Here is a 16,801-nt window from a genome sequence, read left to right as displayed (position 1 = left end):
AAGGGCATCACAACCGTATCCCCCCTGCTGCGCCCCTGAAATCGGGGAGAGCCCAACACCAGGCCAACGGCAATAGGGGGAAGCCGTAGTCGTTCACTCAACCTGCGGGGAGGGCCCAAGCGCTAGAAAGCCTGACTTCGCCTTTCTGGCTGACGAACGGCCCTCCAGGAAATTAATCTCATCAAGATAGGTTTCGATCGCAAATAGCGCGGGATTTGGGCAGAGAATCTCCATGCCCTCCGTCGCTATTGCATGCATCTCTTCATAGCTGAATGAAAATGGGGTGGCACCGAACATTCTTGTGCGGGCCAGCATCGCCTTGGCTATATCGGCTTGCTGTGCTGGCGGATTGAATCGTGATTCGTAGTAGGCCAGCATTTGCCAGGCTTCAGGCCTGAGACCTGGGGTGTATCCGTATCGCATCTCATCGATTATGACCGGGGGGTATGCTGCCTTGATGTTGAGCATGTAGGTGTATTCGGATATTACCTTTCGGTCTAATTCAGTTTTGCCGGCCAGGCAAATGGTGCGCTCGAACTCCCATAGCCTCCTTTGAGCTCGGTCTAGTATGCTTTCCGTGGGGTCGCTCATTCGAGCCTCTGTCACCTGCTCTTGACCGTGCGTCGCCGCGTTGCGGCGAGGGCTTTGGTCTTCGTTGGCGCCTTTATTGTGACTTCAACAGTTTGGAGAGCATGGAACCCATCGTTCCAGACATCGGTGATGCTGGTGGGGATCCAGTCGAAGGAGTCTTTGTTGTCTGGCTGATTGGCGTTCATTTCTGAACAATATCCATAAAAAGGGTATCATACAAGATTGTTAGACGTTTTGTCTTGCACATCATGTAGATCCAGTATCACTCAAGACTGATACCTAGTCGTTCGGCCGCCTCTATGATGTCTGCATCCTCAACGGGGTCGAGCGCATCCTCCGGCTCTTCGATATCCAGGGCGAAATCTTCTTCACCTAACTCGTTATATAGCCCGAGATAGTCTAGGCACAGCTCGGCGCTGGGCAGGAATACCCTGCTAACCCGGTCTTCCAGGGGGAGTTCGGCGACGGGCACCGATGGGCGGTTAGGGTCTGGGCACTCAATGCTTACGATCCCCATCTCCGGATAGCTCCCTTCCTGATCCATGATGCAGTTTTGTTGGATGACGATATCGCGGGGTGAGAAGGGCGATATGACACACCTGTCCATCTCGTCGTCGACTTCAAACCATGCTGGATTGGCAACAGCCTTATCAGCCAGTAAAGCCCCGAATAATATACATCCTACGAGATATTTCATTGCAAGAAGGCCTCTGTCGTGGGACTTTATGTTCTCTTTCTACGGCAATAGGTGCAAGGGGTTTGTATGGGAGGGTTCAATTTCGATCAAATGGTGTCCAGATCCCATTTGCGTGCCAGCGGTTGGGGTCTGAGTGCTTGGACGCAAAGCAACCCGTTCGATACGCACTGCTTCTATCTCTGTGACTACCGGGCTGACGGGCAGCCATTGCTTGTCACCGTGACGCAGAGCTCCTTTGACGACCTCCCACCAACACCTTTCTCTGCCGACCAGCTCAGTGCGGCGGTATTGAAGTTCAGCGCAAAGATGCGCCGGCAGCCAGGCTCTGCTTCTCTGGCCAACAAGACAGCCCTTGCCCTGAGTTTGTACGCAAAGAAAACCCGATCGTACAAGGCATGGGTAGATACGGATCCCTCTGATCACGCCGGACGACTGCACATGGTCCTGAATCTGTACCCTGATGGGCCTGAAAGCGGTGGGATTGTTCGTCCTTTTGTTGCGGCGTGCGACCATACTATTTTGAATGCTGCCGAAGTTGTCCAAGCAAGCGTATATGTGAGGAAATATGATGTTCAGGTAGGGCTTTGCCCCTTTCCAGGTGACTGCCCTGTAGTCGCCCCTTGAGGTTTTGGGCTTTGGCCTGGATGGTTGCCGGCCGATGGGCTGCCATGGATACTGGTACTCATTGCTGGAGAGTACATCATGACATTTGAAGGCTGCATAGCGCTGGTTAAAGAGATAGAAGGGCTGCTGGAGACGACCTTGGGAGCATCCGGCAGGGGGTTGCACGATAAAGCAACCTCAGTGGAGGAGCGCCTTGATGAGAGTCAGCTCGGGCGCTTACGGTTCATCGCAACGCTGCGCAATAAACTTATCCATGAGGCGGGTTTCGATGTTAATCATTTGCCTGACAATTTTGAAGACACCTGCCGTGATCTTATATCGGAATTGCGCCCGCGCCCCGTTTCCAAGAACGTTTACAAGCCACTAGCTGCGCCCTCTCGTCTCAGTGATACTCAACCGGTAATTTCCGGCAATTCCGACTCCGGAAAAATGGCGCTCACGAGAAGAAGACGGTCCTTGCCGCCGGATCCGGCTACTACCGGCTTCGCGGCAGTGGCGCTTACAAGAACAAGACGGTCCTTGCCGCCGGATCCGGCTACTACCGACTTCGCAGCGGTGGAGCTCACGAGAACAAGACGGCCCGTAAGGCGTATGGTTTCTTCTTCGCTGGAGGTGGGCGCACTCCCTGTAGATGGCCTATCGTCTCAACGAGAGAACCCTTTCGCGGGCTACCAAAGATGGAGTAGAGGTGGGCATAGGGAGAAGGGCCCTCTCTCTAAAGACTCTCATCCTCGACTTATTATTCCTCGTATTGAGCTCCCACAGGGAAAGGTTGTTGCGTGTGACATCCCGCTGCGCCATGTCGCCGAAGAGGCTTCTCCGGTCAATGTTTTCTTTGATGATCTTGCTTTGGCGCTAGGCTTGTCTGAGGGTGAACTGTCTGCTCATCTGGAGGTTCTTGGCGCTTCTTTTGCCGATGGGTTTGTTACATCAGCGGACGTAAGCCGACTTCTACTGCTTCTAAATAGCGGGAATGGCTCTTGAGTGGCTTTGCCTCCGGCTTACGTATTCTCTGGTTGATGGTGGATGCAGTTTTAGTCATTCCCTACGGTAACAATAAACCGATGATGGTTGATTGGATGTGGCACCGGTAGATTGTCATCCGGTAACGGCGGCATCTCGATATAAAACGTCACGCTCCTGGTCCTCACAAATCCCAGACAGGATACAATTCTCGAAAGTCTTTCTGGGCTGGCCTGTAAAATAAAATGCGCGTGATCCTCTCCAAGTATAACGTTTCCTGCCGGGTACTTTGGCTGGCCGGTCGGTGCGTTATTTGAGCCCACCATATTTATTGTTAGATTGATGTCTTTGAAGGGGAATTTATGCCCCTCTTTTACGTCTGTTACATTGGCCCGGAAGATAATATGAGAGTTTTCATCTTCCTCTGCGGATGTTTCCTCGGAGCTGCACGCCCTAAACGGTGTAATTTCCACCCACATTGATTCGCGATCGCGTAAATCCCAGTACGATGGTGAGTTATTCATGTCTTCACTCTCTTTCGTGGTGGCCATTCCTTGTGCCAGGTCCTTTTTGTGCTATTCCCTAGAACTGCTGGCGATCCCTTATTTCTCGCGGAGGTATTTTCCCGTCAATAAACGAGAGTTGCCCTGCTATCGTTTGAAGCCTAAATGACTGGTCGTTTTGCGACGCCCTGATCATTCTGTAAAGCCCCGCGTTTTGCGCCATCACTATTATGCTTGCCAAAATAATGAGGATGTTGGTGGCAAGGATTGCTATAATCATCGTCTACTCTCCTATCTCTGGTTCCGGTGATTCTTCCGTCGTGCCTGCACTCGATGACGCAGATTGTCTGCCTTTCTCTGTAGCTATTTGACTATCACGGCGATGATGAATGCGAACATATAGAACCCTATAATAAGAAGCAGCCAGTTCGCCTTAAAAAAATCCCAGCCATTCGTTAGAACCTGTCGGTCCTCGAAGGCTTTTTCATGACGCTTAGCCAGATGCTCGTTGTCTTCTAGTCCAATTCCTTCGCTTGCGAATACCTTTTCAAGGGCTTTCACTTCATCTGACGTGTCGCTCTCTGTCATCTCCGCAGATAGCTTGCAAAGGAAGTTAAACATCTCATCTGCATTTCGTCCCACGAACAACGTTTCTTTATTCGATAGCGTTATCCAGCCAAGGATGCTGTGAGGTTTCCCCTCTGCAAGAAGCTCTTTTATATCTTCCCATGGACGAAATTTGACTGGCCTTCTGCTTGCATCTGCCCGATATATTATGCCGGTGCTTGTTAGTACTATGGCATCGAACGGGTCTGTTTTAGCATGTGACGATTTGTTCATAAATATGCCTAGAACAATCTGGTCCTCGCATGAGTACATCTTCCCAATCCATGCTATATCCGATTCATCCAGTACATCTCTAAAATCCATTTGACTGTTTCCGTATAGCGAAAATAGTCTTTCGATTTTGCCCGATCCCATTGGCGTTACTCCTATATTTGGCGCGCTATCCATAGATGCGCGAATCGTGTTTGTAGTCGTATGTTTCTATGATTCTTACGTCTCTGACCATCGGATGGTTTGGATTCAGAATTATATTGTTGTCCAGGGGCATGACTGCAGACGGGACTATCAATCCGAGCCTGTCATTGGCCCTAAGGAACGCCGAGCCAAACTCTCTAACAGATTGACCGGGAGGCTTCTCGCTCCAGCCATCCGGCAGCTCGCTGTGAGCTGGCTGCCAATACAATTCTGTATCATCGGGCAGCAGCAGCTTTATGGCGACCAGCGGTATAGGATCCGGCAGTGTCGAGTTTGTATGAACCAGGCTCTCGAGCGCGGCGACAGAGGGTGTCGTTCCTGTATAAAGCGCTGGGAGGCCTGGGTGATTCCACCGGCCACCGTAGAGTGCTGCGCCTTGCCCGGATAAATCAGTTGCACGGTGAGGGCTTGATATGCGCCAGACTATCAAGTCAGACGGCTCCGCCGTATTCGATTGCGGCGAGCACAGCCTTTATCTGGTCTCCCTCGATGCCCGTCCCGATCATCTCGATAGGCGCCTTGTTGCCCAACGCCTGGTTGGGTGTGCGCACCCATTCTTTTGCATTGCGCTCGCTTCCCAAAATGCGTGTCGCTGTCGCGGTGATTTCATAAAGACGGTCTAACCGCTCGGACACATCGGCGGGCAATGGGTCGTCCTTTTCGACCTTCCGACTAAGAGTTGCGTTCGACAGCCCAAGCGTCTTGCAGATGTCACCCTTTTTGATTTCGAACAGATAGGCGGTCTCTCCGATCATTTTTGCCGGGAACCCGTGCCGGATCGCGCTGATGCGCTTGGTGTAATCGATATTCTCAAAGCTCCGCACGATCTGCTGAAAGTTGCCTGTATGTCTCCCCTTGGCGGTTGTGTACTTCAGAAAGAATTGATTGCCGCCATGCCGTGAGGACCCCTTCTTCCACACCAGTACTTCGGCGTTTTTCTGTGGGTCCAAGAGAGCTTGCAGGGGCTTTTCCCTCTGGGCTTGGCGGCCAGGGTGGTTTTCAGGTTTGGTCATACGTCCTCCGTGGTGCTTCAAATGATATTCCTCAATTTTTCATTTGACAAACTATGGCGGCAGCTATTTAATACACCCAATGAGTGTAGGCAAGGGGGTGGCAATGGATGCGATGACGACCATGCAGCACGCGGAGGCCTTCGCCAGAGCGAACCTCTCGAGCTGTGCTCAGGAGCTGGTGGAGCTTGATCGCACCGGCACTTTGCCCGATGGCCGGATCCGCGAGCTCCTCCGCATCTGCACCGGCGTTGATGCGCGCCTGGCACTGAAGGTCGCTCGCGGACTTGTTTCGCAGCTGGCGCTGGAGGCCGCTGCTCGCGGCCCTGTGGTGCATGTTCGCCGGCAGGACGAGCTGGACGCCGCCCAGGCGATCTCTCCCCGCATGCAGGCCCTTATCGACGGGGTCTCGGGCAACCGGCTCGGCCTTAGCCTCACCGATCTGAAGTACCGCAATGATCACGGCGGCGAGCCGCTGGGCGGGCTGACGCTGCTCTGGGATCACACCAGACTGCTCGGCTTGTCCATGACGGTTCGAGATGACCATAACTTTTCGCACGGCGTGTTTGTCGCGCTGGATGGACCACACAAGGGGATTAACTAATGGGTGCTGCAGTTGATATTGCCGGTGCTGAGCGCGTTGAGATTGTGCAAGATTTCTTTGCGCCGGTGTCCTTCGACCTGGTAGACCGATTGGTGGCCAGTTATCGCGGCGCCCGTGCCGAGATTGAGCAAGTGTCTGAGACCATCTCCGGATCTTCCGTGTTGGGGTACTTTCTCGATGGCAACGCCTCTGACATGCCTTACCGGCCGTCTCCAGGCAGCATTTTCCAGCTCGATGGGGCGCTGCGCGCACTGAATGCTGCCTACTGGAGCAAGGCGTTGGCGCTGACTGACGTCTATGACCTGATGCCGCAGGCTCGGCGTGACGACTGGAACGATCTTGTACGGTCGATGAAAACTCCTGAATTCGAGGAGGACACGGTGCGGGCGACGCTGCAGGACCTGCTGTTGTCCCGGGAGCAGTTCCTGGCCGAGCGGGTCGATGGAATTTTCAAGTCACTGTCCCGTAGTCATGTGACTAACCACCCCCAGGCTTTCAGCAAGCGGATGATCATTCAGTACGCGGTTGACTCTCTGGGGTATATCGATAGCCGCCGGGCGGGCTACATCAATGACCTGCGCTGTGTCATTGCCAGGTTCATGGGCCGTGAGATGCCGCCTCATTACAGCAGCGCCCAGGCGCTTCGGGCCGCGCTTGCCGAAACCGGTAAGTGGATGGTGCTCGATGGCGGCGCGCTGAAGGTCCGGGTCTACAAAGTCGGTACCGCGCATCTGGAGATTCATCCAGACATGGCGTGGCGCCTCAATGCCATTTTGGCCAACTTGTATCCCGCAGCCATTCCCGAGGCTCTTTGCCGCAAGCCGGTCAAGACCAAGCGTACCAAGGAATGGGCGGAGATCCGCCGACCTCTTTCTTTTGAGGTCATTGGCCTGCTTGCCGAGTTGAAGCCGGCGTATCACCGCGAGCGTGATCACATGGATCGGGTAACGCGCACTCCCATCGAGAATGCCGTGGAGATGCCTTTCCGGGATTTGAGTAAGTCGACTATGGCTGAGGCTGAGTCGGTTCTTCGGCGCATCGGTGGCGTGGAGTGTGGGCCGCGCACGTATGTCTTCGAGTACGACCCTGAATCGATCATTAACGAAATCGTTTGCTCTGGCTGCGTGCCGGATGAAAAGGCCTGCCAGTTCTACCCGACGCCGGTGGCACTGGCAGAGCGAGTCATCGACCTTGCTGACATCCGTGATCACCATCGGTGCCTGGAGCCGAGCGCCGGTACCGGCGGGCTGGCGGACTTGATGCCCAAGGAGCAGACGGTGTGTGTTGAGGCCAGCCACCTGCATGCCAAGGTGCTCGAAGCGAAGGGTTACCAGGTCACCAAAGCGGACTTTCTTACGCTGCAGGGTGGGCAATATCACCGGGTGGTCATGAATCCGCCGTTTGACGGTGCAACCTGGAAGCACCACTTGCAGCATGCCGCCAGCATGGTGGTGCCCGGCGGGCGGCTGGTGGCCATCCTCCCCGGAACGGCCCGGGGCAAGGACGACCTGCTGCCGGGATTTGACTGCGACTGGTCTGAAATGCTGGTGGATCAGTTCGAAGGCACCGGTGTGCAGGTGGTCATTCTGACGGCAGACAAGCAGGAGTCATGATGATGCTGGACGCGATCGCCCAACTGCCACTGACATTCCAGAACATCAATGCGGGCGTGGCCACGGCGCCGGAGCACGCCGCAGACCTGGGTGATCTGGCGGGCCTGTCGCCGCAGGAGATGAAGGCGATGGTCGAGCGCTTTGCCGCCGCCGGCCCGCTCTTCGCCAACAGCGAGGTTACCCGGGTGTTTGATCCGCCAGCTGCAGAAAAGGTAGTGCGTCTGGCAGACAAGGTCCGCCAGCAGGTCGAATCCAACGGCTGGATGACGCCGGCACAGGCCCGGGCGCGCATCGAGCAGTGGCAGGAGCAGGCGGCAGAGCAGGGCAGGGACAATTGGTCCGAGAATGGGAATCGGGTCGTGCTGTCCTTCTTCGACTACACCGGTGAGTGGTCCCGGCCGTGGGAAGAAGCCGGCTACGAGGTCTGGCGCTTCGACATCCAGCGCGATGAGGACGTCGGTGACGTCAACGCTTTTTGTGTCGATTTCTTCTCTGACTGGTTCGGTGATTTCGAAGGCAAGGAGATTTACGCCATTCTTGCTGCTTGCCCGTGCACTGACTTTTCCAGCGCCGGCGCCCGGCACTTCGCTGCCAAGGATGCCGACGGTCGCACGCTCAAGTCGATTCGTCTGGTGCATAAAACGCTGGCGGCCATTGAGTACTTCAAGCCGGCCATCTGGGCGATCGAAAACCCTGTCGGTCGCATTGAGAAACTGTGTGGCTTGCCGCCTTGGCGACTGGCTTTCCATCCGCATCACCTCGGCGAGGATTACACCAAAAAGACCTTGATCTGGGGCCGGTTCAACGCCGACCTGCCGGTGGCGCCCTGTGAAGCGACCGCCGGTTCCAAGATGCACACCCTTTACGGCGGTAGCTCGATCGCGACAAAGAATGCCCGGTCCGCCACGCCACCAGGCTTTTCCTATGCGTTCTTCCAGGCCAACAACGCCATTGATCATCCGCTGATGGCCCTGGCCAACCGGTACGACATGCTGGATCCGGCGGCGGTAGAGGCCGCTGTCCAGGCCGGCCTGTCGGAGGATGAGATCAAAGACCTGGTGGATGACTTCTATTACATGGAGCTCGATTACCAGGGGGCGAATGATGCCCTGCTTGAGGCTGCCGACGCAGCGCCGACTTTCAGCATGTGGGCATCATTATGAGCACCGATACCGAGGCAATGGAGCAGGAGCGCGATCAACTTCATCAGCTCATCGTGCAATTTAGTATGCGCCATGGCCTGGATGAGGCCACCAGGTTGGCGGTCGGCACGCTCATCGTCCTGGCTGATATGCAAGGATTTGCCGAGATGACATTCACCAACTCCCAGGGCGAAGTCACGGTCCTGGTCGCAACCGAAACTCATTAAGGAGATACCCATGGCAAAGGCTCAACGCATCGACCAGGCTCCGCGAGTGGGTGAAGTCGGACAGCTGCTGGGATCCGGCGATGTCGTCATGACCAATACCGGCCGCCAGACATCCCCCTTTCCAAAGGTTTCGCTGAAAACAAACCGATCAGTCTCGATGACCATGAAGAGAGTAGAGACCTGGTTAATGGAAAACGCGCTCGATGAGGCGCTTGCCCGGGGGGATGATTACAATGCCACCTTGATTCGTGGGGCGATGAGCAAGCCATCTCAGGAAGACAAGGATTCGGCGGAGCTCTACTTGTTCGGCGACTTTATCCCGCCGGTCAAGCGATCCATCCTGAAACCACTCGGCTCGCCGCGGCGCCAGGATGATGACTTCGGATCGGCAGACGCCCAGGGCCAGCCTGCAGTAGCGTAATCGGCAGTAGGCAACAGGGGCAAAATACAAACCGGGTACCGGGCATCTCCGGTGTCCCAGGGGAAGGACAGCATGAACGAACTCGAAAAAGCAGTCCGCCAGCTGGATCCGCCATCACCAGAGGATGTTGTCGCTGCTAGAAAAAAGGCAGGTCTCTCCCAGGATGAGGCGGCAGGCCTGATCGGCGCTACCGGGAAAAGCCGGTACCGGACCTGGCAGAACTATGAAGCTACGGATGGGCCCGGGGCCAGACCCATACCGGCATCTGCCTGGGAGCTCTTCTTGCTGAAGACCGGTCAACACCCCGAGCTCGTTTTGGTCGTCCGCCAGCCAGGCTGAAAGTTATGAGGGTGCCGATCCATTGGTGGGGTGAGGGTGGTGATTCGCAACCACAGAGCATCAACAATAAGAATATGAGACAGCTGGCAACACAGTTTCATTTATGAAACTGCAGTAGCTGGCATATCATTCGGCCTAGTTTCATAAATGAAACTGATTGCTAATGGACAGATATACGAATACATCGTGTATACATGCCAAGACTCAAGGCCCATTGGCGGACAAGTCAGGTTCTTGTTGGAAACCCAATGTTAGTAAACGCTCGCCGCTTGGGCTGCCCCCTCGATCCGGTGACCCCCGCAGTCCGTTGAGCTCCCACCATATTGGCTGGCACCGCGCACATCTCTCCGCGACGACATCCGTGTCGCACAGACCCATGCGCGACGGCGCTGGTGGGGGAGGCCATACAGTAATGTTCGCCCCGGATCGGGGGTTGGCATGACAGTGGAGAGACCCCTGCTGGCGGGGTGGCCCCAGGGCGGCGAGCGCACGCATCCACGATCAATACAGAATTGTTCGCCGCTGGCGGACGGGGAAAACCCCACCCCAGAATCGCTCGCTCAGGTTCGCCCCAGCCCGTGGAGGAGGCCCGGGCATAACGGGGGTAGCCCCAGACTGGTTGAGGAGGCTCATCGCGGTGGGGTATGCCCGCGGTGGTGCCCATGCCAGGCGACCCCAGTGTCGGGGGTAGCCCCAGTGTCGTGACGCTCGCGCTCGATCTAACCAAAATGTTCGATAGCAGAACAAAGGAGCCCCACAGAACACCCCCACAGAACACCCCGCTACATAGCCCTCACCCCATTACACTCGACCAGGCCGCAGGATCGCCCCACGTCCCGGGCAATCCCCATCCCCAGGGGGAAGCCCCGTCTGCGGGGGCGCCAGGCGCTAGGGGGGAAGCCCAACCGTCGTAACGCTCAGGCACCGATCCAGATGAACCATACAATCTCGTAGCTGGCGGACGGGCGGTGAACACCCCCACAGATACACCTCACAGATACACCTCACACCAACAGGATGGACGCGGAGCGGACGGCAGAATGCGGGGGTGGCCGGGTGTTGGGCGGTGGGTTGCATGGGTGTTCTTGTTGGTTGCCGCACAAAATTGTTCTTGGGGGATACGGTTGGGGTGCCATGTGCTTCGGGTGCCGGGAATCACCTGCTGTGAGAGGGCTCCAGTCGTGCAACCCAAAATGAATTCTGCAATGCAGTTTGGGTTGCACGGCTCTTTTATTGTCATATTTATGTCATAAAGATGGAATTGCACCATACATTCTTTTGGGGGAAGTGGTTGGGGTGCCATGTATTCAATCCCTGGTCCTGCGTTCATCCTCCCCGGTAATTCTGCTCTCCTTAATTGCCCCTGTTTCGTTGTTTTGATTGAACCTTCATATCCATCAACTCTTGATGTGTTTAGTCTCTCGATCTGACTGGCTGGTGTCCGATATCGGACGTCAATTATTCATTGATCCATCCCTAAACATTCTCTTTTTACCTAAAATGTATGTAGGTCTTAAGACCTTACGTGTTTTGAAAATTACGATTTTCGTTTTTGGCGGACATTTATCTTCTAGCGGTCGATATCCAGGCTCAGCAAAAAATCATCCGCGCGGGGGCATAATTATTTACGCAGGAGCCTGGCCGGCTTGTACGGAGCAGTCGGAAATATCCTCAGGCATTCCTAATGAAATGACCTAGACTAGAATTCTGGATCTGTCCGGCCAGATCCCAAGCCTATAAAATCAGACTGTTACCTACTCACGCCTTGGTCTTTACTCTTGCTCGGATCGGCGACCAAGACCGCCTCAATCGGAGCTTATTCCGAAGTATCTCCCGGTTTGATTGCAGGCGTGGCAGGCAGCTGCTTATTCAACCTGGCAGGATCGGGCAGCACAGGGCGGATCTGCTACCGCTTTGCTGGCAGGGATGCGTCCGATATCGGACACATGACACACTACAGTCCGCCTACCTGTCCGATATCGGACGCCATTTTAATTGGATGCCCCTGAATGTGTCCGATATCGGACGCCGATCAGGGATTGCCTTGACTATGCGTCCGATATCGGACACCTGGGCGGGCCCGATCTTGAATATGCGTCCGATATCGGACACCCCGATCCTTCCTACTGTACATAAAGTCACGTATATTATGCATTATACGTCAAGAGCCCCGATTTATGAGTCTTACCGTCTTTCACATTACACCGCCTAAAGCTGTCGCCGCGCTGGTTCTTTCTTTCGCGTCGGCGATAACGTTTGCCGACTACCTGTCACCAGAGTCTGCGATGCCTACCATCAATGCATTGGTGGAAAAGGGGTATCCATCTGGTCTTTATCAGCGAGGACTGCTTGTTCAGGCCGGCACGGTAGATGAGGCCCTGGCTCCTCTTGAGGCATTTTTGCTGGCCGCTAGTGCCGGTAGCCATGAAGCGGCGGTCATAGCCGGGGCGCTCGCCATAAAGGATACCCCCACTTTAGCTCTTAGCCTTTTTGTAAAGGCGGCAGCACAGGGCAATTCGGAAGGTGCATACCGGGCGGCCAAGCTCGTTGAGGAGCAACCAGGTATAGAATGGATATCGCCATTGCCTCAGGTCTCTGCTGCTGACCTTTACCACCTTGCCGCACTTGGCTCTGGTGAATACGCAACGCGAGCATGTGGTTTGCTCGGCTACCGCGCGCTGGCCAGGTCTCGGCCTGAGGTCGCGGTCGATTTTCTCCGATGTGCAGCATTGAATGGCGAGCCTAGCGGATCCTTTAACTATGCGATGGCTTTGCTTTCACTGCCGATGACCACCGCCTCCTATCAGGAGGCTTTGAATCATCTAGGTCGAGCTGCTGACGCAGACATCCCACGGGCCGGTTTTGTCCTTGGGTCAGTTCTCTTGCGAGGCGGCAAGGGGTTTGGTGTCGATGCCCCCCCTGACTTTATTGGCGCTGCCAAGTGGCTGTCGATGGCGGAGTCCAGCGGTGATCCGTACTCGCCTGAAGCTGGACGGCTTAAGGCAGAAGCTATGGCGGCAGTAGAGGGCGAGGCCCTAGCATTAGACCTTCCCGGGGCGAGTTACACATTCGGCGCAGAGCCGATTTACGGGGAAGTAAAGGCGGTGAACCTGAATGTCCGATCTGGGCCATCAACAGACTATGAGCTTGTAGCGACATTGCCCCAGGGTACGAGGATGCGAATCCTGCGCCGGGTAGGTTCTTGGTACCAGGCAATACCGTCAACGAGACCTGCCGAGGAGTCGCCTGCTATGTTTGGCTGGGTGTTCGCTGGCTGCGTCAAGGTCCCCGGCGGGGTTAAGAACCTTACCCCTGCTGACCTGCCGAAATGCCCGGGGCTTTAGCGAGAGGGGAGTAGCCTTAAAGCTACTCTGGTGTCGCTGGCTTCTCGACGCCAGCGGGGGAGGCTAAGCCTCGAAGTGTTCTGGCGACTTGCTCTGCGTTGCTCAATAGAGGCAGGGATCCTGAGCGACCGTCACTTAGGGACAACGTAATCACCCCCGCTGACGGAGCCATTAGCCGAGTCAGCCATGACCTATCCAGCTGGACTTCAGCAATATTCGCCAGGGGTATCTCCGTGGTTCCACGCGCCAGAAGCGCCCCTCTTTGAATAGTGACGCGGTCTGAATAGACGTTGATAGAGAAACCCGCGATATCCATTGCAACGCTTACCACGCCAACAAACCCGACAAACACTGACGCCAGGGCCATGATGTGCAAGACAACGTCAGCTCCAATCGTCAAGGCGCCAACACCCCATACGGCTGCACCTACCACAATCAGCGCTGCTGGCGGATACATCCCAGCTGGATGTCGCTTGCCCTTGCAGATAACTCCGTTTTTCATTGATCACTCCCTCTCGCATTGGTGTGTGGCAGCATATATCTATTATGATACATATTAAACGTAGCGCTTTCCTAAAGGATGAATAACACCATGCTGAAATACGTAAGCATCGCCGGTGTTTCCGCTGTGGCCGCCATAGTGGCCGCCTGCGCAGGAGCCCCTGAAGATGGGGTGGCAAAGGGCTGGTCGGAGCCTTCCCTCAGGCCGAACTCTCTCTACTTCGAGACCTGCACAATGGATCACGTATCGGGCGCCAGTTTGTGCCTACTACAAGGTGATTTTCTTTCTAGTGGCACCAGAGTGGAAATCATTAATGTGCTGGTCGACAGCGACGAGGTTGCCGACGTCGAATTCCATGGATCGCCCACAAGCGCTGAAGAGGCTTTTACCGTTTCCGTGAAGGGTATTCCGTTTACGAGAAAGGTTAAGCCTCTGTCAGGGTACGTGGTCTTTGATTACCTTTTAGTGGCACCAGCGCTATCTGAGGGCGCCTTGATCGTGCGCATAAATGGCGATCAAGTCGGAACGTTCGACCCCTCTGGCGCGGATAAGGCTTTGCGGGACCTTGAGGCGGCTGTGTTGGAATCTCGAGGAACAGTAGGCATGTAAACAGATGTCTGCGGCTTTAGCGGCAGCACAACATGACGCACTTAGCGAGGGTGATACGCATGGCTAGAACCAGCTACCAGACATCATTGTTTGAGGATCATTCTCCGGCGCTACCTCCGTGCCAGCCAAACATGATGGGCGTCTTCGTCGAATCCAAGCTATATCATGTCTTTACTACAAGCTCGAAGCCAATAGACCCTCGACGGCCGGAGGTATATGTTGAGGACAATGTCTCGCTTTGCTTTGCGACTGACGGCGAGCGCTGGTATTACGGCGGGCGCGCGTATATTTGCGGTGAATTCGCGCAAGGGTTTGGCTTCGCCCCATCAACCAAAGTATGGCCGGCATCAGGGCGTTGCTACGCAGCTGCTACCTTTCAAGAGGCCAAACATCTTGCCATTGATTATTTCATGCAAGTGCTTGGCGAATGGATTGATGAAGATGCGGCACTAGGCAATAGAGGGGCCCGGGAGGATCGTTTAAGTCGACTCATCGCAGCGGTGGCTGGCGGCCACTATCATCAACTCTTTATCCGTGACCCCACTGATGCTGATTCCTGCCTCGGCCTTGATGACGACGACCATGATGTCCCAGGCTTGAAACCCTATTAACTCCCTCACCCTACACCGTTTATCGGCATGCCCAGGCAGCAGGTAAAAGGCAAGCCACTATTAGAATGACGGGGGGGAATAAAGCGCAGCAACCGAATCGCTATCTACCGGCTCAGGCTTTTTTTTTACATCGACATCCGGTGATACGACCTGGTCATGATGTTTGGTGTTTTGGCTTGAACTCACCGATGGCAGGGCGAACGGATCGCTGGCAGCATTAATGGATGTAGATGCCGGTACTGGAGAAGCCGGGGCTGCGCTGGCGAGATCCGGCAAAATAGCATCGCAAGCCCGGTCAGCCAGTCGAATGCATGCATCGATATCATCTTCTAGCATGATGCCAAAAGGCATCAGATGCTCCGCCGCTTTCGAAAATCGACTGACTTCCTTGCGCAACTCATCGTCAATAACTCGGTCTTCCCCTGCAATGGCCTGCAGCAAAACCTTTCGTGCACCACCGGCGCACGCCACATCCTGTCGATTTAGGATGTGCTGGCGGACGCTCTCATGCTTCGCTGAAAGGTAGAGCAGGGTGAATGCCGGCTGTTGTCGGATCAGGCTCTCCATCTCCTGGTGGGGCTCCGGATCTACCCTGCAGTCAGGCAGCTCGCTCTCCGTTGCCGCTTCATCGGCGACATCATTGCCTTCATGGGACAAGGCATCCAGCAGCGCCTCATGAGGAATTCCAGCTGCATTTGCTACCGACTCTATTAAGCCAAGGCGCAGCCCGGGATCAACAATCCGGTCCATCCATTCGCGCAACTCAGCAACCAACTTTTGCCGGGACTCGGGTGAGCCAGCGGTTAGTTTGCTGGAGCCAACAATCAGCCTAGACAAACATTGGCCAAACGTCAGGCGGTGCGCAATGCGCTCTGCGAAGACGTCCGCGCCATGTTCTTTTATGAAATCATCCGGATCGTAACCGTCTGGAAGGAAAGCGAACGATACATGCTTGCTTCCCCCTACCTCTGCAGCAATTCTCTCCATCGTTCGAAGAGATGCTTTCGCTCCAGCGACATCTCCATCGAACACGAAACATATCTCGTCGAATTCACGGAAAATGCGTGAAAGCTGAACATCCGAGACCGACGACCCGCTGAGCGCCCCAGCCGGGAAACCCGCCATCCAGCAGCGGATCACGTCAAACTGCCCCTCCAGGGCAAGAAACGGCCCGTTTTCCTTATGGTCCTTAGCCTGATTCAACCCATAGACAAGCTCCGCCTTCTGAAATACTTCAGACTCAGGGCTGTTTAGGTATTTGGGCTTAACGTCAGCTATGGCACGGCCAGTAAAACCAGTTACGCTGCCGGGCTTTGTCTCAAAAGGAAACATGATTCGACCGCGGAAGTGGTCATAGACGTTCCCGGCACGCTCAGATGATTTGCACAATCCGATACTGATGGCAGCCTCTTGTATCCAGCCAGCCTTGAAACGAGCACGCGAGAGAAATCCGAAGTCATCCGGCGCCAGGCCCAGTCCAAATTTCTCAATGGCCTCGTCGGACACGCCTCGTGTCGTTCTGAGGTAGGAATACGCAGACTCATCAGATTTTAGCGCTTGCCGGAAGGCCTCATGGGCCTCATCAATGGCCTTTCTCTGGGCGGCGTAGAATTTCTTGGCTTCAGCGGCTTCGGCCGAATCGACAGGTTGCTGCTGTTTTAGCTCTGCTCGTACGTCGATGCCGGCGTAATCGCCAGCACTTTCCAGCGCCTCCCGGAACGACACACCGTCGAAGCGCTGAATGAACTCAATGGGATCCCCGCCTTTCCGGCATGAGAAGCAAAAAGCATTGTTCTTCTTTACATTAACCACCATGGACGGGCTGCCGTCGTCATGGAATGGGCAGCACACCATGACGTTGCCAGATCTGTTAGGCATGCTGACACGATCGCCGACAACCGCCTTAATGCTCGCGAGCTGCTTAACTTTGTCGATCAGATGGCGGGGGGCTTCCATGTGT

19 protein-coding genes are annotated in these 16,801 nt (G+C 55.2%); 10 read left to right on the top strand and 9 right to left on the bottom strand.

The genetic code is table 11. From position 1 onward, the window contains the following. Window positions 1–93 precede the first annotated feature (93 nt). The 3 genes from J1C54_RS08270 to J1C54_RS08260 form a co-directional block, all read right to left on the bottom strand. Window positions 94–591: a hypothetical protein gene (locus J1C54_RS08270; protein ID WP_229146326.1), complete on the bottom strand. Its 498-nt coding sequence runs from the start codon at window positions 589–591 to the stop codon at window positions 94–96. Between the two features lie 11 nt (window positions 592–602). After that, entirely contained in the window at window positions 603–776 is a 174-nt protein-coding gene (locus J1C54_RS08265) for a hypothetical protein (RefSeq protein ID WP_229146325.1), read from the bottom strand. A gap of 77 nt (window positions 777–853) precedes the next feature. After that, the gene (locus J1C54_RS08260) at window positions 854–1,288 is read right to left on the bottom strand and encodes a hypothetical protein (RefSeq protein ID WP_229146324.1); all 435 of its coding nucleotides are present in this window, start codon (window positions 1,286–1,288) and stop codon (window positions 854–856) included. Window positions 1,289–1,990: 702 nt separating this feature from the next. On the opposite strand from J1C54_RS08260, the gene J1C54_RS08255 reads away from it, so the two are divergent. Beyond that, window positions 1,991–2,896: a hypothetical protein gene (locus J1C54_RS08255; protein WP_229146323.1), complete on the top strand. Its 906-nt coding sequence runs from the start codon at window positions 1,991–1,993 to the stop codon at window positions 2,894–2,896. A gap of 50 nt (window positions 2,897–2,946) precedes the next feature. Here the strand turns inward: J1C54_RS08255 and J1C54_RS08250 are convergent, their stop codons facing one another. The 4 genes from J1C54_RS08250 to J1C54_RS08240 all read right to left on the bottom strand — a co-directional run bounded on the left by J1C54_RS08250 (window position 2,947) and on the right by J1C54_RS08240 (window position 5,432). Further along, entirely contained in the window at window positions 2,947–3,426 is a 480-nt protein-coding gene (locus J1C54_RS08250; RefSeq protein ID WP_229146322.1) for a hypothetical protein, read from the bottom strand. Window positions 3,427–3,741: 315 nt separating this feature from the next. Continuing rightward, a complete protein-coding gene (locus J1C54_RS08245; RefSeq protein ID WP_229146321.1) occupies window positions 3,742–4,308 on the bottom strand; it encodes a hypothetical protein in 567 nt (188 codons plus the stop codon). Window positions 4,309–4,384: 76 nt separating this feature from the next. Continuing rightward, complete coding sequence (locus J1C54_RS16720; RefSeq protein WP_370635626.1) at window positions 4,385–4,849, bottom strand: RES family NAD+ phosphorylase; 465 nt, start codon at window positions 4,847–4,849, stop codon at window positions 4,385–4,387. Between the two features lies 1 nt (window position 4,850). After that, window positions 4,851–5,432, bottom strand: a complete 582-nt coding sequence (locus J1C54_RS08240) for an antitoxin Xre/MbcA/ParS toxin-binding domain-containing protein (protein WP_229146320.1) — start codon at window positions 5,430–5,432, stop codon at window positions 4,851–4,853. Between the two features lie 103 nt (window positions 5,433–5,535). Between J1C54_RS08240 and J1C54_RS08235 the strand changes: the two genes are divergently transcribed. From J1C54_RS08235 to J1C54_RS08205, 7 genes are all read left to right on the top strand, one after another. Continuing rightward, a complete protein-coding gene (locus J1C54_RS08235; protein WP_229146319.1) occupies window positions 5,536–6,033 on the top strand; it encodes a hypothetical protein in 498 nt (165 codons plus the stop codon). After that, window positions 6,033–7,646, top strand: coding sequence for a class I SAM-dependent methyltransferase (locus J1C54_RS08230; RefSeq protein ID WP_229146318.1), 1,614 nt, complete (start codon window positions 6,033–6,035; stop codon window positions 7,644–7,646). The genes J1C54_RS08235 and J1C54_RS08230 overlap by 1 nt, the downstream gene beginning before the upstream one ends. Continuing rightward, a complete protein-coding gene (locus J1C54_RS08225; RefSeq protein ID WP_229146317.1) occupies window positions 7,643–8,809 on the top strand; it encodes a hypothetical protein in 1,167 nt (388 codons plus the stop codon). Before J1C54_RS08230 ends, J1C54_RS08225 begins: the two co-directional genes overlap by 4 nt. Beyond that, on the top strand, window positions 8,806–9,015 hold the full coding sequence (locus J1C54_RS08220) for a hypothetical protein (RefSeq protein WP_229146316.1): 210 nt from the start codon (window positions 8,806–8,808) through the stop codon (window positions 9,013–9,015). Before J1C54_RS08225 ends, J1C54_RS08220 begins: the two co-directional genes overlap by 4 nt. A 10-nt stretch (window positions 9,016–9,025) precedes the next feature. Then, complete coding sequence (locus J1C54_RS08215; RefSeq protein WP_229146315.1) at window positions 9,026–9,436, top strand: hypothetical protein; 411 nt, start codon at window positions 9,026–9,028, stop codon at window positions 9,434–9,436. 72 nt (window positions 9,437–9,508) lie between these two features. Further along, window positions 9,509–9,775, top strand: a complete 267-nt coding sequence (locus tag J1C54_RS08210) for a DNA-binding transcriptional regulator (protein ID WP_229146314.1) — start codon at window positions 9,509–9,511, stop codon at window positions 9,773–9,775. Window positions 9,776–11,952: 2,177 nt separating this feature from the next. Beyond that, complete coding sequence (locus tag J1C54_RS08205; protein WP_229146313.1) at window positions 11,953–13,119, top strand: SH3 domain-containing protein; 1,167 nt, start codon at window positions 11,953–11,955, stop codon at window positions 13,117–13,119. 22 nt (window positions 13,120–13,141) lie between these two features. Here J1C54_RS08205 and J1C54_RS08200 read toward each other — a convergent pair whose 3' ends face one another. After that, a complete protein-coding gene (locus J1C54_RS08200) occupies window positions 13,142–13,621 on the bottom strand; it encodes a PH domain-containing protein (RefSeq protein WP_229146312.1) in 480 nt (159 codons plus the stop codon). Between the two features lie 90 nt (window positions 13,622–13,711). Here J1C54_RS08200 and J1C54_RS08195 point away from each other — a divergent pair, with 90 nt between their 5' ends. Together J1C54_RS08195 and J1C54_RS08190 are read left to right on the top strand one after the other, a co-directional pair. Then, window positions 13,712–14,230, top strand: coding sequence for a hypothetical protein (locus J1C54_RS08195; protein ID WP_229146311.1), 519 nt, complete (start codon window positions 13,712–13,714; stop codon window positions 14,228–14,230). 59 nt (window positions 14,231–14,289) lie between these two features. Continuing rightward, window positions 14,290–14,841 carry a hypothetical protein gene (locus tag J1C54_RS08190; RefSeq protein ID WP_229146310.1) on the top strand — a complete coding sequence of 184 codons (552 nt, stop codon included), beginning with the start codon at window positions 14,290–14,292 and terminating at the stop codon, window positions 14,839–14,841. Between the two features lie 60 nt (window positions 14,842–14,901). On the opposite strand, the gene dnaG is transcribed toward J1C54_RS08190, so the two are convergent. Beyond that, on the bottom strand, window positions 14,902–16,797 hold the full coding sequence (gene dnaG / locus J1C54_RS08185) for a DNA primase (RefSeq protein WP_229146309.1): 1,896 nt from the start codon (window positions 16,795–16,797) through the stop codon (window positions 14,902–14,904). Between the last annotated feature and the right edge of the window lie 4 nt (window positions 16,798–16,801).

This window comes from Alcanivorax sp. 1008 (genome assembly GCF_020667895.1).
Taxonomy (GTDB): Bacteria; Pseudomonadota; Gammaproteobacteria; order Pseudomonadales; family Alcanivoracaceae; genus PGZG01.
This window is presented reverse-complemented; position numbering and strand designations above follow the sequence as displayed.